This window comes from Microbacterium sp. PF5 (assembly GCF_004794315.1).
In the GTDB taxonomy this organism is placed as follows: domain Bacteria; phylum Actinomycetota; class Actinomycetes; order Actinomycetales; family Microbacteriaceae; genus Microbacterium; species Microbacterium sufflavum.
In genome coordinates this window covers 1-14,228 of the sequence record NZ_SSDQ01000133.1, presented here as the reverse complement: position 1 = coordinate 14,228, position 14,228 = coordinate 1, and the positions used below count along the sequence as shown (strand labels likewise).

General features: G+C 70.4%; 13 protein-coding genes. 4 read left to right on the top strand and 9 right to left on the bottom strand.

Annotated elements, in window-relative coordinates; genetic code table 11:
• The 7 genes from DW297_RS12005 to DW297_RS11975 are packed head-to-tail and all read right to left on the bottom strand — an operon-like array spanning position 1 to position 8,097.
• Complete coding sequence (locus tag DW297_RS12005) at positions 1-1,494, bottom strand: aldehyde dehydrogenase family protein (protein ID WP_136032669.1); 1,494 nt, start codon at positions 1,492-1,494, stop codon at positions 1-3.
• 23 nt (positions 1,495-1,517) lie between these two features.
• The gene (locus DW297_RS12000; RefSeq protein WP_136032667.1) at positions 1,518-2,297 is read right to left on the bottom strand and encodes a glucose 1-dehydrogenase; all 780 of its coding nucleotides are present in this window, start codon (positions 2,295-2,297) and stop codon (positions 1,518-1,520) included.
• A 32-nt stretch (positions 2,298-2,329) separates the two neighbouring features.
• The gene (locus DW297_RS11995) at positions 2,330-3,319 is read right to left on the bottom strand and encodes an ABC transporter permease (protein ID WP_136032665.1); all 990 of its coding nucleotides are present in this window, start codon (positions 3,317-3,319) and stop codon (positions 2,330-2,332) included.
• Positions 3,316-4,302 carry an ABC transporter permease gene (locus tag DW297_RS11990; RefSeq protein ID WP_168442853.1) on the bottom strand — a complete coding sequence of 329 codons (987 nt, stop codon included), beginning with the start codon at positions 4,300-4,302 and terminating at the stop codon, positions 3,316-3,318. Before DW297_RS11990 ends, DW297_RS11995 begins: the two co-directional genes overlap by 4 nt.
• Positions 4,299-5,858, bottom strand: coding sequence for a sugar ABC transporter ATP-binding protein (locus tag DW297_RS11985; protein ID WP_136032660.1), 1,560 nt, complete (start codon positions 5,856-5,858; stop codon positions 4,299-4,301). The genes DW297_RS11990 and DW297_RS11985 overlap by 4 nt, the downstream gene beginning before the upstream one ends.
• 34 nt (positions 5,859-5,892) lie before the next feature.
• Entirely contained in the window at positions 5,893-6,954 is a 1,062-nt protein-coding gene (locus tag DW297_RS11980) for an ABC transporter substrate-binding protein (protein WP_205828287.1), read from the bottom strand.
• Between the two features lie 54 nt (positions 6,955-7,008).
• Positions 7,009-8,097: a mandelate racemase/muconate lactonizing enzyme family protein gene (locus DW297_RS11975; protein ID WP_136032658.1), complete on the bottom strand. Its 1,089-nt coding sequence runs from the start codon at positions 8,095-8,097 to the stop codon at positions 7,009-7,011.
• A gap of 145 nt (positions 8,098-8,242) precedes the next feature.
• Here DW297_RS11975 and DW297_RS11970 point away from each other — a divergent pair, with 145 nt between their 5' ends.
• From DW297_RS11970 to DW297_RS11955, 4 genes are read left to right on the top strand one after another with little or no spacing between them, the layout of a single operon-like run.
• On the top strand, positions 8,243-9,196 hold the full coding sequence (locus DW297_RS11970) for a C-terminal binding protein (protein ID WP_136032656.1): 954 nt from the start codon (positions 8,243-8,245) through the stop codon (positions 9,194-9,196).
• 11 nt (positions 9,197-9,207) lie between these two features.
• Positions 9,208-10,236 (top strand): zinc-dependent alcohol dehydrogenase, encoded by a 1,029-nt coding sequence (locus DW297_RS11965; protein ID WP_136032654.1) that lies wholly within the window; start codon positions 9,208-9,210, stop codon positions 10,234-10,236.
• Positions 10,233-10,991 carry an SDR family oxidoreductase gene (locus DW297_RS11960; RefSeq protein ID WP_136032652.1) on the top strand — a complete coding sequence of 253 codons (759 nt, stop codon included), beginning with the start codon at positions 10,233-10,235 and terminating at the stop codon, positions 10,989-10,991. Before DW297_RS11965 ends, DW297_RS11960 begins: the two co-directional genes overlap by 4 nt.
• The gene (locus DW297_RS11955) at positions 10,988-11,965 is read left to right on the top strand and encodes a sugar kinase (protein ID WP_240744608.1); all 978 of its coding nucleotides are present in this window, start codon (positions 10,988-10,990) and stop codon (positions 11,963-11,965) included. Before DW297_RS11960 ends, DW297_RS11955 begins: the two co-directional genes overlap by 4 nt.
• A 6-nt stretch (positions 11,966-11,971) precedes the next feature.
• On the opposite strand, the gene DW297_RS11950 is transcribed toward DW297_RS11955, so the two are convergent.
• Both DW297_RS11950 and alr read right to left on the bottom strand, forming a co-directional pair.
• Positions 11,972-12,922 carry a D-alanine--D-alanine ligase family protein gene (locus DW297_RS11950; protein ID WP_136032650.1) on the bottom strand — a complete coding sequence of 317 codons (951 nt, stop codon included), beginning with the start codon at positions 12,920-12,922 and terminating at the stop codon, positions 11,972-11,974.
• Positions 12,919-13,965, bottom strand: a complete 1,047-nt coding sequence (gene alr, locus DW297_RS11945; RefSeq protein ID WP_240744607.1) for an alanine racemase — start codon at positions 13,963-13,965, stop codon at positions 12,919-12,921. The genes DW297_RS11950 and alr overlap by 4 nt, the downstream gene beginning before the upstream one ends.
• Between the last annotated feature and the right edge of the window lie 263 nt (positions 13,966-14,228).

Below are 14,228 nucleotides of genomic sequence, written 5' to 3'. Positions count from 1 at the left end.
TCAGGCGTCGCGGCTGTAGTCGACGTACACGGTCTTGCGCTGGGTGTAGCGCTCGAAGCCGTGATGCCCGTCATCGCCGCCGAGACCCGACATCTTCCACCCCGTGTGGAAGCCCGACACCTCTTCCGGGCCCACCCGGTTGATGTACACCTCGCCGAACGCGAGTGCGTCCGTTGCGCGCAGGGCCGTGCGGATGTCGGTCGTGTAGACGTAGGCGGTGAGACCGTACGGGGTGGAGTTGGCGAAGTCGAAGACCTCGTCCTCGTCGTCGAACGGCACGATCGGCAGCACCGGCCCGAACACCTCCTGCTGCACGATGTCCATCTCGTTCGTCACACCCGTCAAGACCGTCGGGGCGTACCAGAAGCCCGGCTTCCCTTCGGACCCCGACGGCCGCCCGCCGCCGATCTCGAGCTTCGCACCGGCCGCCACCGCCGCCGCCACCATGTCGTCGACCTTCGCCCATTCCTCCGCCGACACCTTCGGACCCATCTGCGAGTCCTCATCGAGCGGATCCCCCACCCGCAGGCCGCGGACCTTCTCGACGAGCCGAGCGACGAACTCGTCGAACACCGACCGGTGCACGTACGTGCGCTCGTTGCAGGTGCACACCTGACCGCAGTTCATGAACCGCGCCTCGAATGCGTCCTGCACGGCGCGTGGAAGGTCGGCGTCGCCGAACACGATGAAGGGGGCCTTGCCTCCCAGCTCGAGCGACACCGGGATGACCTTCTTCGCCGCGCGCTCGAGGATCTCGACCCCCGCCCTCGTGGACCCGGTGACCGTGATCATCGACGTGTCCGGGTGGTCGATCAGCGCCGTCCCCACGACGCTGCCGCGCCCCGTGAGCACGCTGAGGAGCCCGTCGGGAACGCCCGCGTCCTGACAGATCCGCGCGAGGGCGAGGGACGAGAGCGGAGTGACATCGCTCGGCTTGACGATGATGGCGTTGCCGGTCATCAGCGCGGGAGCCACCTTGCGAGCGAAGATCGCTGCCGGGAAGTTCCACGGGATGATCGCCACGACCACACCCAACGGCTCCTCGCGGATGATCAGCTGACGCTCCGCACTCGACGGTGTGACGACCTCGCCCTCCGTGCGGTACTTCTGGCTCATCGCAAAGTCGAAGAACGCCCGCACGCCCTGGATCTCTCCGCGCGCCTCGGTGATGGTCTTGCCCTGCTCGGCGACGACCAGCTGCGCCAGCTCTTCCGCGTTCTCCTCGACGCGTCGGATGATCTCGGCCAGGACGGCCGCGCGCGCGGTCGCCGGACGACGCGCCCAGTCGCGCTGCGCACGCACCGCGGCCGCGACCGCGGCATCGACGTGCGAGGCGTCGGCGGCGGGGACCTCGGCGAACACAGCACCGGTGGCGGGGTTGACGACCGGACGGGTGTCTTCTGCGTCGCGCCAGTCACCGCCGACCAGCATGCGCGGCGTGGTGCCGAGTAGGGTTCCTTCGCCCAGGAGCGGACGGGGAGTGATGGTGGACATGCGAGCTCCTCGAATCGAGACGATCAGTTGAAGTAGGTTCCGCCCTCGACGTTGAACGTCTGGCCGGTGATGTAGTCGGAGCCGGATCCTGCGAGGAACACCGCCATCGGCACGATGTCCGACGGCACGGAGGTGCGCCCGAGGGGGATGGTCTCACCGATGCCCTTGAACGTCTCGCCCTCGGCCTTGCCCGTGATCGCGCCGAACTGCTTGTCGACCTCCTTCCAGTAGGGAGTGTCGACGACACCGGGGGCGATCGCGTTCACATTCACGCCGTACGGCGCAAGGGCGAGCGCGACCGACTGCGTGACCGAGATCACCGTCGCCTTCGAGGCGCAGTAGGCGGTGACCAGGGCCTCACCGCGGCGACCCGCGACCGAGGCCATGTTGATGATCTTGCCGCTGCGCTGACGACGCATCGGTTCTGCCGCCGCCTGGGTGAGGAAGAACAGCCCCTTCACATTCACGGCGAAGATCCGGTCCCACTCCTCGGGCGTGGTGTCCCACACCGCCTTGATCAGGCCGATGCCGGCGTTGTTGACGAGCACGTCGAGGCGGCCGTGCTCCTCGACGACGTCGGCCACGAGCTGTGCGGACGCGGCAGGATCGGCCACGTTCAGAACTCGAGCGGAGGCACGTCCTCCGCTGGCCTCGATCTCGCGGACGACGGTCTCCGCGCCCTCCAGGTTGAGGTCGGCGATGACGACGTGGGCGCCTTCGGCGGCGTAACCGAGCGCCATGGCACGGCCCATACCCGAGGCGGCGCCGGTGATGAGTGCGATCTTGCTGTCGAGAGTCGACATGTGGGTTCCCTTTCTCGAAGGAGTGGTGGTGGTCAGTGTTCTCGTCGCCGGCTGAGGAGCGTCTGCACGATCATCGCCAGGACGAGGAACACGCCGGTGAACAGGTCCTGGACATAGGCGTTGAGCGAACCGAGCTGGTTGATGAGGTTGTCGATCATCGCGATGAGGAGCACGCCCGAGAGCGCGCCCAGCATGGTTCCGACCCCGCCGGTGAGCAGCACTCCGCCGATCACCGCCGCGGCGATGGACTTCAGCTCGTACGTCGACCCCAAGCTGGCGACGCCGGACGAGAGCCGCGAGGCCAGCAGCGCGCCGGCGAGCCCGGCCAGTGCACCGCTGATCGTGTACACCTGCACCTTCACGCGCGTCACGTTGACGCCCATCATCCGCGCGGCTTCCTCGTTGCCACCCAGGGCGAACATCCGCGACCCGAACGGGGTGCGGTTGAGAACCACGGCAGCGACCACGAACGCCAGCAGCAGGATCCAGACGAGGTTGGGCAGGCCCAGGGTGCTGCCGTTGGCGATCGACGTGAAGACGCCGGAATCGATCACGATGCTCGAATTCGCGAGGGCCACCGCGATGCCGTTCACCGCCAACAATGCCGAGAGGGTGATGATGAAGGGCGCCATGCGGGCCTTGCCGACGAGGATGCCGTTGACGAGGCCCAGCACGGTTCCGGCGACGATGGGCGCGAGCAGAGCCGCCACCCACCCGGCCGGTGCCGCCAGCGCGGCGAGCACCGTGCCGAGGCCGATCATCGAACCCACCGAGAGGTCGATCCCGCCGGTGATGAGCACGAAGCTCTGCCCGATGGTGATCAGCCCGATGAAGCAGGCAGCGGTGACGATGTTCGCGGCGTTGTCGATGGTGCCGAACGACGGTGACACGAACGTCGCCACGATGCCGACCGCGACCAGCACGCCCACGATCCCGTAGCGCTGCATGCCGGATGCCCATCGCCCCGGGCCGTGCGACGACGCGCTCGTCCGTCGCGAGGGATCCTGCGCCAGGGCCGTCATCGTGCGTCCTTCCCAGCACGCTGCAGGAAGAGGGCGACCACGATGAGGACCGCCTTCAGTACCTGCGCGTACGCGAAATCGAGGTTGTTCATGATGAACGTGGTGTCGAGCACCTGGAGGAAGACCGCTGCAGCGACCGTGCCCCCGATGTTGATGCGACCACCGACCAGCGGCGTGCCGCCGATCACCACGGCGGCGATCGCGGTCAGCTCCAGATGGATGCCGATGAAGCTGGGATCGGACGCCCCGATGCGCGCCGACACGAAAGCGCCGGCGAGACCGGCGAGACCGGCGCTGAGGGCGTAGATCGCGATGAGCGTGCGGTTGCGCGGCGTACCCGTGAGGTGGGCGGCCGCACGGTTCGAGCCCGCGAAGAGCGCGTACCGTCCGAACGTCGTCTTCTTGACCAGCAGCCACATCGCCGCCGCCACCACGACCGCGATCAGTGCGACGGCAGGAATGCCGAACAGCACGGCATTGCCCAGCCACTCGAACAGGCCGTCGCCGGGCAGCGGGCTGCGCGCCCCACCCGAGAGGGCTTGAGCGAGGCCGCGGACGGCGACCAGCAGCCCGAGGCTGGTGATGAGCGGGTTGATGCGCAGGTAGGCGATCATGGTGCCGTTGAGCACACCCAGAGCCGCTGCGACCAGAACTCCCGTCAGCAGCGCCACCACCTCGCCGTACCCGAGGTACAGCGCGATCATCGCGGACGACAGCGACATCACCGACCCGACCGACAGGTCGATTCCCCCGGTTCCGATAGCGAGTGTCTGGCCGACCGCGATCAGCACGATCGGAGCGACGGCGAACAGCACGTTCTGCAGGGTGGCGACGGTCGCGAAGCCGGAGGTGGCCACCAGGTTGTAGACGACGAGCACCACCAGCGCGATGTAGACGGTCGTGGTGCGCGCGAAGTGCGCGAGCTTCTCCCGGGGTGTGCGCTCGGGGATCACCACCGACGTGGTCGTGGTCGTAACGCTCACGGGTTCCCTCCCGTCGTCGTCAGAGAGCCGGCAGAAGCGGCCGAGAGCAGACCGACGACATCGGCCGGATCGACGGCGAGCGGATCGAGCTCGCCCACCACCGCTCCCTCGCTCAGCACGACGAGCCGGTCGCACAGGGCGAGCAGCTCCTCCGTCTCACTGGAGGTGACCAGCACACCGATACCCCGTTCGGCCAGGGAACGCACCACTCGGTGCACCTCGGCCTTCGCGCCGACGTCGATCCCGCGGGTGGGGTCGTCGAGCAGCACGACCTTGGGCTCGGTGGCGATCCACCGCGCCAGCAGCACCTTCTGCTGGTTGCCGCCGGACAGCTCGGAGATCGGCTGCTCCACACCCGCGGCCTTGAGTCGCAGCTCGTCGGCGAATCGGGACACCAGGGCGCTCTGCTCCCGTGGTCGCACCACACCGAAAGTCGACAATCGGCCGAGGACCGCCGCGGTCAGGTTCTCGCGCACACTCAGTCCGGGGAAGATGCCCTCGTGGCGCCGATCCTCTGAGAGGTAGGCGATCCCGGCTCGCAAGGAACGGGCAGGAGAGGACCGCGTGAGCGCTGTCCCCTCGAGTCGGATCGTGCCCCGGTCCGGGCGGATCGCCCCGTACACGGCTTTGCAGATCTCCGTCCGCCCGGACCCCAGCAGACCGAGCAGTCCGACGATCTCGCCACGGCGCACGGCGAACGACACGTCGTGGAGGCGATTGCCCCACGTGAGCCCCTCGACGTCGAGCACGGTGTCCCCGTCGTCGAGCGCGGCCATGCGCTCCCGGTGCTGCGCCGGGTCGCGCTGGGTGTCGTTGAGGGCGATGCCCCCGAGCATGGCGGCCACGAGCTCGGCCGGAGGCAGCTGCGCCGGGGTGCTCTCGAGGACGAAGCGCCCGTCGCGGAGCACCGTGAAGCGGTCGCACAGCTCATACAACTCGGACATGCGGTGGCTGACGAGCATGATCGCCAGCCCCTCGTCCCGCAGCTGCCGGACGACGCCGAACAGGATGTCGATCTCGGTGCCGTTGAGCGCCGACGTGGGTTCGTCGAGGATCACCGCACTCGCCTCGAAGGCCACCGCGCGTACGATCGCGACCATCTGCTGCATCCCCAACGACAGCGACGACAGCGTCGCCCTGGCCGAGATCCCCAGACCGAACCGGTCGAGGATCGCCTGAGCCTCGGCGACGGCAGCCCGCTTGCGCAGGAACCCCGCCCGCCGCGGCTCGCGCCCGAGGAGGATGTTCTCCGCCACCGTGCGCTCCGGGATGAGGTTCACCTCCTGATAGACGGTGCTGATGCCCGCAGCCTGGGAGTCCTTGGGCCGTTGGAACCGTACGGGACGACCGTCGAGCAGAACCTCGCCGCCGTCCTGCTGGTAGAACCCGGTGATGATCTTGATGAGCGTGGACTTTCCGGCGCCGTTCTCGCCGTTCAGCCCGTGCACCTCGCCGGCCCGGAGCGTCAGCGACGCCCCTTTGAGGGCGCGGACCCCGTTGAAGCTCTTCGTGATGTCGCGGGCTTCGAGGATCACGTTCGTCTCGGGCGACCTCATGCGCCCGTCCTCTCGCGCAGTGTCATGGCGGGGCTCAGTACGCTCGTCCGGAGTCGAGCGCGTCTTGGGCATTCTTCTTCGTGTAGAGCTCGTCCTTCATGATGATCTTCTGCGACACCGGGTCTCCGGCGAACCAGTCCTTCAGCAGGTCCAGCGCGGCGGGTCCGAACCGGGGGTTCGTCTCTACGATCGCGGCGATGTCGCCCGAGGCGACGTGCTTCACCGCGTCCTTCGTGCCGTCGATCGACACCACGGTGACGTCGGCGCCCGGCGTCAGTCCGGCCTGCGAGATGGCCGTCAGAGCGCCCAGCGCCATGGTGTCGCTGTGCGTATAGACCGCGTTGATGTCGGGGTTGGACGACAACAGCTGCGCCAGGACCTCCTGCGCCTCACTGGTCGCCCAGTTGCCGGTCTGCTGGGCGACCACGTCGAGTCCGGAGGCGTCCTTGGTCGCTGCGGCGAACCCCTTGGTGCGCAACGTCGCCACGTCGCTCCCCGGTGCGCCCTGGATCTCGGCGACCACGCCCTTGCCGCCCAGGGCGTCGATCATCGCCTCACCCGCGCGCTGCCCCTGCTTCTCGAAGTCGGAGCCCATGAATGAAATGAAGTCGGTGCAGGGCTGGCCCGCGGTTTCGCGGTCGATCGTGATGACCGGAATGCCCTTGGCCTTGGCTGCCTCGAACGCGCTCTGCAGGCCCGTGGCGCTGATGGGCGCCACGATCAGTGCGTCCACGCCCTGGTTGATCATCGACTGGATGTCGCTGAGCTGCTTGGCCTGGTCGCTGTTGGCGTTCGTGTAGACGAATTCCGACCCGGCGTCTTCGACGGACTGCCGCACCGACGCGGTCTCGGTCGCTCGGAACGGGTTCTGCTCGTTCTCCGACTGCGAGAAGCCGATCTTCAGCTCCGACAGCTTCTTGTCGGATGGCTTCGGGTTGACGCAGGTGGCTTCCGAGCTGCTCTCGACGACCTGCTCGGTACCCTTGCCGTTCGCCGCCGCACCGCCGCCGTCGTCGAGCGGCTTCGCGCAGCCGCTGACCGCGATGAGCATTCCGGCAGCCAGGGCGGCCGCCGTGATGATGCGCGTGGATCTCATGACATCTCCTTTGATTTCTGATGGACAGCCGTCTGCGGTGGCGGCGGCCGAGGGTCAGGCTCGCAGCGATGCGAGCCGGTCGAAGTCGAGGTCGAGGCCGTGACCCGGCCGATCCGGCGCGGTCACGACGCCGTCGACGATCGGCATGGTCTCTGCGAGGTACGGCTCGAGGCTGAAGCCGTGCGCCTCCATGTAGGTGCGATTCGGTGCCGCGGCGAGGCAGTGCACGGTGAGGTCGTGCACCCCGTGGCTGGTCACCGGCAGGTTGTGCGCCTCGGCGAGCGCCGCGATCTTGCGGAACACGGTCATGCCTCCGCAGTTGCTCACGTCGGGTTCGGGGTACGTGACGGCCTCGGCGTCGATCGCGGCGCGGAACTCGTACAGGGTGTGCAAGTTCTCCCCGGCGGCGATGGGCAGACCTCCAGTGGCCAGCACTCGGGCCTGGCCGCGCAGGTCGTCGGGGATCACCGGCTCCTCCAGCCACACCAGGTCGAAGGCGCGCAGCTCACGGGCGGCCGCGATGGCCTGATCCGCCGACCAGCGCATGTTCGCGTCGACCATGAGCGGGAAGCCGTCGCCGAGGTGCTCGCGCATCGCGGCGACACGTGCGACGTCCTCGCGCAGGTCGGGACGACCGACCTTCATCTTGATCGCACGGAAGCCCTGGGCACGGAACCCGTCGGCCTGGGCGAGCAGCTGCTCGGTACTGAACTGCAGGTCGATGCCACCCGCATAGACGGGCACGCGCGGGTCGAAGCCGCCGAAGACCCGCCAGAGGGGCTGGCCCATCCGGCGGGCCTTCAGATCCCACAGCGCGATGTCGACCGCGGAGATCGCCGAGGTGACGTGCCCGCCGCGACCCGCGTAGTGCAGGTGCCACCACATCTTCTGCCACAGCGCCTCGATCAGATCGGCGTCCTCACCGCGGAGGATGTCGCCGAGGTAGGGGTCGATCATCCGCGCGACCGCGTCGCCTCCCGCGTTGACCGTGTAGGTGTACCCCATTCCGGTAGCGCCATCGGCATCGGTGATCCGCACGACGATGAGCTCGAAGTCGAGCATGTCGCCGTGCGTGCTGTCCGACAGAGCGGTCGCCAGCGGCACCCGGTACAGGTCGGTACGAACGTTCGTGATCTTCGCCATTGATGAGTGCTCCGAATCGAGGAGTCCTGCGGACCCCGCTAGAAAACCGATTTCCTAACCATACACAGATCGGCTACTGTTGCCAACCATCCGGTTCGCCGCACGGGAGCGGACGGTGTCATCGCCACGAAGGAGAGGACGACGCATGCGGATCGTCATCACGGATTGCGACCACGATGCGATCGCGGAGGAGACCGCCGTCGCCGCCGCGCACGGGATCGCGCTGGAGCTGTTCCAGTGCCGCACGGAAGACGAGGTGATCGCCGCAGCAGCCGGTGCAGACGCGATCCTCGTGCAGTACGCCCCCATCACGGCGCGCGTCCTCGACGCGCTCCCGCAGCTGCGAGCGATCGGTCGGTACGGGGTCGGTGTCGACACGGTCGACGTGGCAGCCGCGACAGCGCGCGGTGTCGCGGTGTGCAATGTGCCCGACTACGGGACCGAGGACGTGTCGGATCACGCGATCGCGCTCGCCCTGTCCCTCGTGCGGGGGGTGACCGAGCTGGACCGCCGGACCCGCGCCGGCACCTACGCCCTCAGCGGTGTGAAGCCCCTGCACCGCATCTCGGCCCTGACCTTCGGCGTGGTGGGAGTCGGCCGCATCGGTGCCGCCACCGCGCGCAAGGCCGCCGCTCTCGGCTTCGCCGTCGTCGGCCACGACCCCCGCACCGAGGCATCGGGCGGAGGGGTGACGCTCGTCGGGCTCGACGAGCTGCTCGCGACAGCCGATGTCGTGTCGCTGCACGTGCCGCTCGACGAACGCACCCGTCACCTCATCGACGACGACGCGCTGCAGCGAATGAAGCCGGGAGCGATGCTGGTGAACACCTGCCGCGGCGGGGTGGTCGACACGGCAGCGCTCGTGCGAGCCCTCGGCGACGGCCGCATCAAGTCGGCCGCGCTGGACGTCTTCGAGGAAGAGCCGCTCCCGCCCACCAGCGCGCTGCTGCAACTGCCGTCCGTTGTGGTCACGCCGCACACCGCCTGGTACAGCGAGGAGTCCGAGGCCGAACTGAAGAGGCGGACGATCGAGAACGTGGTGGAGTTCTGCGCCGGACGCGCACCGCGCGACCTGCTGAACCCGGAGGTGAGCAAGTGAACGGAAACTCCATGAGAGCCGCGATCTGGGAGGGCCCGGATCTCGTCCGCATCGCCGACGCCCCGCGCCCCGCTCTCCGCGCGGGCGAGTCGCTGGTGCACGTCGAGCTGACCGGCCTGTGCGGCACCGACTTCTCGATCCTGCACGGCACTCATCCGCGCGCCGCGGCCCCCCTGATCCCGGGACACGAGGTCACCGGTCGGGTCGTGAGCGGTGACGACCCCGAGCTGCACGGGCGACGGGTGGCGGTGCTTCCGCTCCTCAGCTGCGGCACGTGCACCCCCTGCCGCGACGGCCTCGCGCACGTCTGTGAACGGCTCGGCCTGTACGGGATCGACGAGCCCGGCGGGCTCGCGGAGTTCGCCGCCTTCCCGCACGACCGGCTTTTCCCGGTCGACGACGCGGTGCCGGTGCGGACCGCGGCGCTCATCGAGCCGCTCGCCGTCGCGGTGCACGCGGTCCGGCGGTCGGGGCTGACCGGAGGAGAGACGGTGGCGGTGTTCGGAGCCGGTCCGATCGGCATCCTCACCGCGCTCGTCGCGCAGCACTATGGCGCCCGACGAATCCTGGTCGTCGAGCCGGGCGATGACCGACGCGCCCTGGCCGAGACGCTCGGTTTCGAGACACTGCCCGCGACGGACGATGCAGCGGAGGCTATTCGGGCGGCCATCCCCGGCGGCGCGCGCATCGTCTTCGACTCCGCCGCCCACCCCTCGGTCGCCCAGCAGCTGCCGCGTGCGGCCGCGGTGCGGGGCACGATCGTGCTGGTCGGCGTCTACAAGAAACCGGTCGAGCTCGACCTGCAGGCGGTGACCTTCACCGAGCAGACGCTCGTCGGGGTGCGGGTGTACACGACCGCGGACTTCCGCGATGCCGTGGGCCTCGTGGAGAGCGACGCCCTCGGTCTGGAGCGTCTGCCGGTCTCGGTGTATGACCTGGCCGAGACCACGCAGGCGTTCGCGGAAGCCACCTCAGCGGGCTCCGCCCTCAAGGTGCTCGTCGCTCCAGACACCGTGGCGGCGGCGGAGGCCCAGCGATGAGCGCCGCGCCGTTCCGGCTCGACGGACGTACGGCGGTCGTCACCGGAGCATCGCGCGGGATCGGTGCCGCGGTGGCGGAAGGACTGCTGCGTGCCGGTGCCGATGTCATCACGATGCAGCGCGGCGGTCATGCCGCGCACCTCGAGGACGTCGCGCGGGAGTGCGGCGCCTCCCTGTCGGCGGTCGCGGTGGACCTTGCCTCCGTCGACTCGATCGATCGCGCCTGCGACGAGGTGCTGGCCCGGGGAACGGTCGACGTGCTCGTCAACAACGCGGGCATCCAGGCGCGGCACGCCGCCGAGGCCTTCCCGCTGGACGAGTTCGAGGCGGTGCTCGCCGTGAACACCCGCGCCGCCTTCCGGCTCGCACAGCGCTTCGGCGCGGTCATGCTGGAGCGGGGTTCCGGGCGGGTGGTGAACATGGCCTCGCTGCTGAGCTTCCAGGGCGGGCTGCGCGTGGCCGCCTACGCCGCGTCGAAGGGTGCCGTGGCGCAGCTCACCAAGGCGCTGTGCAACGAGTGGGCGGCCCGCGGCGTCAACGTCAACGCGGTCGCGCCGGGCTACATCGCGACCGACATGAACGAGGCGCTGCTCGACGACGGCGTCCGTCGGAACCAGATCCTGGAACGGATCCCGGCCGGGCGCTGGGGCAACCCGGACGACCTCGCGGGCGCGGTCGTGTTCCTCGCCTCCGATGCGGCAGCCTATGTGCACGGTGTCGTGCTGCCCGTCGACGGCGGCTGGCTCGCCCGGTGAGCGGCCCGGAGCCGGGCGCCACGGTGCCTGCGGTCGACGTCGTCACGCTGGGTGAGACCCTCGCGCTGTTCCGCTCCACAGGCGTCGGGCCGCTGGCCCACAACGCCGACTTCACGCTGAGCGTGGGCGGAGCCGAGAGCAACGTCGCCATCGCCGTGACACGGCTGGGCGGCACGGCGGCATGGTGCGGGCGCGTCGGTGACGATGCCTTCGGCGAGCTTGTCCTCCGGGAACTGCGGGCAGAGGGCGTCCGCGTACACACCGTCGTCGACGCCGCAGCCCCCACTGCCCACATGGTACGAGTCGCCCGCACCCCGGTGCTGGCTCAGGTGACCTATGCCCGCGCGGGCAGCGCGGGCTCCCGGCTCGGTCGGACGGACGTGCCCCAGGAGGTGCTGCGCGCTGCACGGATCTTGCACGTGACCGGAATCACAGCCGCGCTGTCGACGACCGCCCTCGACGCCGTGGTCGGCACGATCGCCGGCGCCCGCGCCCACGGGGTGACCGTGTCGTTCGACGTGAACCATCGCGCCGCCCTCTGGGACGCCGCCACGGCACGCGCCGTGTACCGACGGCTGCTGCCCGAGGTCGATATCGTCTTCGCGGGTGCCGACGAGGCACAACTCGTGCTCGACCAGGACGCGGAGCCGGAGCAGCTGGCGCGGCGGCTCGCGGACCTCGGGCCCCAGCAGGCGGTGGTGAAGCTCGGCGCTGAGGGATGCCTGGCCGTGATCGACGGCGAGCAGCATACGGCACGGGGCATCACCATCGAGCCGGTAGACACCGTCGGCGCAGGTGACGCGTTCGTCGGCGGCTACCTCGCCGAACTCGCGGCGGGGCGAGAGCCGGCCGAGCGCCTGGCGACTGCGAACGCCGCCGGAGCGTTCGCCTGCCTCAGCCCCGGCGACTGGGAGGGGCTCCCGCGCCGATCCGAGCTCGGACTGCTCTCGGCGACGGAACCCGTCATCCGCTGACCCCCTTCACGACGCAGCCCGCACCAGTCGCGTCACGAGATCGACGTAGGGCACGCCCGCGGCGGCGAACATGCGCGGCACCTGTGACGCCGCGGTCATGCCCGGCATGGTGTTGACCTCGTTCAGCACGGGCCCCCGCTCCGTGAGGAAGAAGTCCATGCGGGCCACGCCGTCGCAGCCGAGGGCGTCGAACACGGCCACCGCCGCCCGCTGCAGGGCGCTCGTCTGCGCGGGATCCAGCTGCGCGGGAACCGTGAAGCGGGCCGAGCCGTCGTACTTGGTCGCGGTGTCGAACAGTCCGGGCGCGTGGATCTCCAGGGGCGGGGCCGCCCACCGCACGCCGCCTCTCTCGCGGATCACGGCCACGTCCACCTCCCGGCCGCGCACGACCTCCTCGACGAGGATCCGCCGGTCGAAGCGCGCGGCCTCCCGCAGCGCCCCCAGCAGCTCGCCCTCCGCCGACACCAGGCTCACACCGTGGCTCGACCCGGCCGAGACGGGCTTCACCACCACGGGCTCGTCGAACTCCGCGTCGCCGAGGTCGGCCGCCCCCACCAGTCGCCCCCGCGCGGTGCCGATGCCGACCGCCTGGGCCACGAGCTTCGTGGTCCACTTGTCCATGCCGATCGCGCCCGCCCGCAGCCCGGAGCCGACCACGCGCACCCCGGCGAGTGCGCACAGGGCCGCGAGCGCACCGTCCTCCCCGAGCACCCCGTGCACGGCAGGGAACACGACGTCGACCGTGGCCAGGAGCCCGAGCGCCTGCTGCAGCGACTCTGCCGCGCTCCCGGCCGTGGGCAGCGCGTCGGACCGCCACACGCCGTCGCGGCCGATGGTCGCACACACCACCTCGTGGTCGCCGAGTCGCAGCGCTGCGGCGACCGCGGCCGCCGACGCCAGCGACACGTCGTGCTCGGAGTTCTGCCCCCCGCCGATCACCAGCACCCTGGTCATCATGCGATCCCCCTCTCCACGCGCGGGCCGATGCCGGTGACGATGGTGTGCGGGATGGTGCCCGCCCACCTCGCCCAGTCCTGCACCGACGGCACCGCGCCGCCCTCCGGTCCGAACACGGTCGCGACGGCCCCGCGGGGCACCGCGGTCGCTCCCGTGTCGATCACGATCTGGTCCATCGACACCCGCCCGACGACGGGGTGCCTGCCGCCGTCGAGCTCCACGCCAGCACCGGGCGCGAGCTCGCGCGGGATGCCGTCGGCGTATCCGACGCCCACGACCGCGAGGTGGGTCGCCCGATCCGTCACGTGCGCGCCGCCGTACCCGACCGCGGTGCCCGCCGGCACGAACGCGCTGTGCACCACCGCGGCGGTGAACCGCGCCGCGCCGGTCAGCACGGTGGTGAGCGATGGATCGATGCCGACGAGCCCGGCCCCCACGCGCACCAGGTCGAAGTGCGTCGCCGGATCGGTCAGCGCGCCGGAGGTCGCGGCGAGGTGCACGAGCACCGGACCGAAGCTGGCGCGGAGCACCGCGTCGCGGCCGTGCCGCATCCGCAGCACCGCCGCGGCGTTGGCGGCCGGATCGGCCTCATCCGCGCGCGGCAGATGCCCCATCACCCCGACCACCTCGACGCGGCCGCGCGCCGCCCTGGCCAGCCGCAGCAGCTCCGGCCAGTCGGCGAGCGGGCAGCCCCCTCGCGCCATCCCGGTGTCGAGGTGCAGGTGCACCCGCACCGGGGCGACCGCGTCCGCGATCAGCGCCCGCAGCTCGTCGACGGAGCCCACCGCCACGTCGATCCGGTCGAGCGCGGCCGCGACCGCGTCGATCCCGCCCGGGTTCAGCCACGACAGGATCGGGACGGCCAGGCCGGCCGCTCGCAGCGCACGGCCCTCGGCGACGTCGGTCACCCCGAGCCACGTCGCACCCGCGGCGACGGCAGCCTCGGCGACCGCGACCGCCCCGTGCCCGTAGCCGTCGGCCTTGACCACGGCCATGATCTGCGCGGACGTCGACTGCCGCACGCGCGACACGTTCTGCGCCACGGCCTCGGGGAGCGTGCACAACCGCGGGCGCGGGAGGCGGGAGGGCGGTGTGGAGCGGACACCGGAGGGGGCGGCGACAGGTGCGACGTCGCGCCCGGGAGCGACGAGCGCGGGGCGGACAGGCGCAGGGCGGACGGGCGCGGGATGGGCGGGCGCAGGAACGGCCGGCGCGGATGCGACAGACGCGGACGCGACAGACGCGGGCGCGACAGACGCGGGCGCGACAGACGCGGGCGCGACAGACGCGGACGCGACAGACGCGG

Coding starts and splice junctions, on each gene's coding strand:
- DW297_RS11980 (WP_205828287.1), bottom strand. CDS start 6,954: ATGAGATCCACGCGCATCATCACGGCGGCCGCCCTGGCTGCCGGAATG.
- DW297_RS11960 (WP_136032652.1), top strand. CDS start 10,233: ATGAGCGCCGCGCCGTTCCGGCTCGACGGACGTACGGCGGTCGTCACC.
- DW297_RS11995 (WP_136032665.1), bottom strand. CDS start 3,319: ATGACGGCCCTGGCGCAGGATCCCTCGCGACGGACGAGCGCGTCGTCG.
- DW297_RS11985 (WP_136032660.1), bottom strand. CDS start 5,858: ATGAGGTCGCCCGAGACGAACGTGATCCTCGAAGCCCGCGACATCACG.
- DW297_RS11975 (WP_136032658.1), bottom strand. CDS start 8,097: ATGGCGAAGATCACGAACGTTCGTACCGACCTGTACCGGGTGCCGCTG.
- DW297_RS11950 (WP_136032650.1), bottom strand. CDS start 12,922: ATGATGACCAGGGTGCTGGTGATCGGCGGGGGGCAGAACTCCGAGCAC.
- DW297_RS12005 (WP_136032669.1), bottom strand. CDS start 1,494: ATGTCCACCATCACTCCCCGTCCGCTCCTGGGCGAAGGAACCCTACTC.
- DW297_RS11965 (WP_136032654.1), top strand. CDS start 9,208: ATGAGAGCCGCGATCTGGGAGGGCCCGGATCTCGTCCGCATCGCCGAC.
- DW297_RS12000 (WP_136032667.1), bottom strand. CDS start 2,297: ATGTCGACTCTCGACAGCAAGATCGCACTCATCACCGGCGCCGCCTCG.
- DW297_RS11970 (WP_136032656.1), top strand. CDS start 8,243: ATGCGGATCGTCATCACGGATTGCGACCACGATGCGATCGCGGAGGAG.